Annotated in this window: 2 protein-coding genes and 1 pseudogene; all 3 read left to right on the forward strand. The window is 53.1% G+C overall.

Going from position 1 to position 2,736, the window contains the following annotated elements:
- Window positions 1-1,716, forward strand: a pseudogene (locus tag E8E78_RS02935) (hypothetical protein); the annotation flags it as partial.
- The gene (locus E8E78_RS02940; protein ID WP_230676155.1) at window positions 1,682-2,527 is read left to right on the forward strand and encodes a DUF6708 domain-containing protein; all 846 of its coding nucleotides are present in this window, start codon (window positions 1,682-1,684) and stop codon (window positions 2,525-2,527) included. The pseudogene E8E78_RS02935 and the gene E8E78_RS02940, both read left to right, overlap by 35 nt.
- On the forward strand, window positions 2,524-2,736 hold a 213-nt coding region (locus E8E78_RS02945), incomplete at its 3' end, for a PAAR domain-containing protein (protein WP_280337069.1). The genes E8E78_RS02940 and E8E78_RS02945, both read left to right, overlap by 4 nt.

The raw sequence follows: 2,736 nt of genomic DNA on the forward strand, positions 1-2,736 counted from the left end.
AGCCAACGGTTGTCGCCCAATTTGCCCCCTGGCATTCAGACTGCTGTGCGGCACCTGAACAGTGCAACCCAGTTCCTTTACAACGGCGTGCACCTGATCGAGCTGGAAGTGAAGATGAAGCTGGGCGAGTACTACGCCCTGCAGAGTGCTCATTTACGCGAATTACAGCACAAGGCCAACGCCTCGATCGCCGAGGCACGGGATCGGATGCATCGCAACATTGATGACATCGACATTCATTCGACCAAGGCCTGGAACAAGGTGCGGCCGATCATTCAGCACGGGCTGATGAGCCTGGCAGTGCTGGATCCGCGGTTTACCAACACCATGATCAGTGTGTCGGTGTGGGTCGAGGGTACTGCGGCGGACGTGCATGGTCGGTTGTTTGAGGAAGCCAGCATGAAGGTAACTCAGGTAAGCAGCTTGGCGCAGCGTACCTTGGTGGATGTCTCGGTAGCGGCGGGGACGCTCGAGTCGAATGCGCGAAAGGTGTTGCAGGGCATGCGTATTACTTCGCAGCAGGCGGCACAGTTGGTGCGAACCGGCTTTAGCGGCTTGCGTGGAGTGGCAGGCAGTTGGGAGTTGCTGCTGGCGATAGGTGGGTTGTACTTGCAGCACGACAGCTTGACCAGGAATCAGCAAAAGGCGGAGGCGGAGATTGGGCCGAAGGCCCATGAAGTACAGTTGGCATTGCAAGGCTCAACGCTGGGAGTGCTTGGGGGGCAAATCGAGTTGATTGGACTAATCCTAAGGTCTGGCGTTACCCATGTAAACATACCTTGGACTAGAGGCGTCGGAGCTACTGGAGAGGTCTTCATAAAACTTGGTGCTTTTATAAGTTCGGTTGCTGGTGTCTTTGACACCGTTCAGGCTGTCGCTGCTAGTCAACGGGCTAAGGCTGGTGGAGATAGTGTGGCGAAAGCGCAGCATAGACTGGCGGCAGCGCTTTATGGTTCTAGTTCTGCAGCCTTTGCGCTGGCAGTTTTTAAATCGTCTCTGTTTGGGCCGTTAGGTCTGGCTGTGGTGTTGACGCTAGCAGCGTACGTGCTGAGCAAGCATGCTGAAAAAAACGAATCTTCCTCGTTAGAGCGTTGGGCAAGGCGATGCTGCTTTGGAAAGGCAGATGAGGTGCCAATGGTTCATTGGAAAACTCCTGAATATGCAGATATCGCGTTTGCAGAGCTCAATGCTGCCACGTTGGGTGTAAAGGCTACGTTGCATTTTGAATCAAGCCTCATAACCGATCCTACAACGCCACGGATAGGAGGGCTGGTCGGGCTGGAAAGAGAGCAAAAACTGAAATTTCAAATAATTTTACCCAGATATAGAGAGGAGGCCTCATCTTATCGTTGGAACTTGATAGTACATCGCTATGGAGATGGGGAGTTTCCGGCGTTCACGGGCGGGGAGCTCATTTTTACTGACGAGTTTCATGCTTCATCTGTAGACCCTATAACCAAATCTGTAAGCTTTTCAGGGTTCGCAGCGCCGCGGCTGCCCGACTATAAGCGCGGTTTTGGTTTCGACAAAAGAATGCATGTCGCTGGAGTCGGTGAGGGGGAGACCGTTAGTCTGGAGATGTCCGGAGTTGTAGAGCTTATGCCAACCATAGGGAGTGATTCCATAGTTGCAGCTACATTACTGCTGATGTATTGGCCAGACCGAAATATTGATAGTGCCTATGTCGAAGTATGTGGTCGGGGGCAAAATGATTGAGCGTCCACCAAAAGCGTTCTGGGAGCGGGCGTTAGGCTGGAGCTACGACCTTCCGCCCGTTGACGAAGGGCCGTCACCCCGTTCTGGTATAGAGGATATAAGGCCATCGCCAAATCATATTGATGATGTATATCTAGAGCTGCCTCGAGCTAGTATAATTTTGCGTGGTGTTATGGCTTTGATTAGTATTCCAATACTAATGTTCCAGGTTGGTTTGATGGTATGGATATATTGGGGTTTATTGGTTGACGGTTGGTCTCATGATTGGTTGACGAATATCCTTGGGTTTTTGATTCCCATTCTTTCACTTTGGGCTATTGTTCCATTTGCTAAGTTGGATTTAGTCCTTCCAAGAGACGAACCAATCCGCTTCAATCGTCTGCGGCGCAAAATCTATTTGTATCAATACCGATACCACTACATTTACTTATTGAGCCGTAAGCACTGGGGTGTAAAACCTGTCGCCTACAACTGGGACGACGTAACCGCCGAGGTCCACCGGATCTACGCTCCCGGCCACGGCGGCCTTATCGAAAACGTCAAGCTGTCTGTCCGCAACCCGGAAACCAACGAAGTCATCGATCGCGTGGAGTTCGCCTCCAACCTATACAAGGGTGAAGCCTACTGGGCCATCGCCCGGCTGTTCATGCAGCAAGGCCCCGAAGCTTTGCCAAAGTTCGTGCACCCACCCCGCGACTGGAACGATGACGATGGCTTGAGCCACATGCATTGCCTGGCGCCGAAGGTTCATTGGCCGGAGGACATAGATCGCGAATCCCGTACTGCACCGTCTGAAGGAGAAGCCCTATGAATCCGGTTGTACTTGTAGGCCACCAACACAACTGTCCGCTGCATGGGGTAAACCAGGTCGAGAGCGGCAGCGCTACGTATACGTTTAACGGCAGGCCGGTCGCCAGGGTAGGTGACCGGACAATCTGTGGCGCGGTGATAGAGAGTGGGGCCGGGCATTTCCTGATCGAAGGTGCGGCGGTGGCCCGCAAAGGCGACCGGACGGATCAC

The organism is Pseudomonas sp. BN505, assembly GCF_029873175.1.
In the GTDB taxonomy this organism is placed as follows: domain Bacteria; phylum Pseudomonadota; class Gammaproteobacteria; order Pseudomonadales; family Pseudomonadaceae; genus Aquipseudomonas; species Aquipseudomonas putida.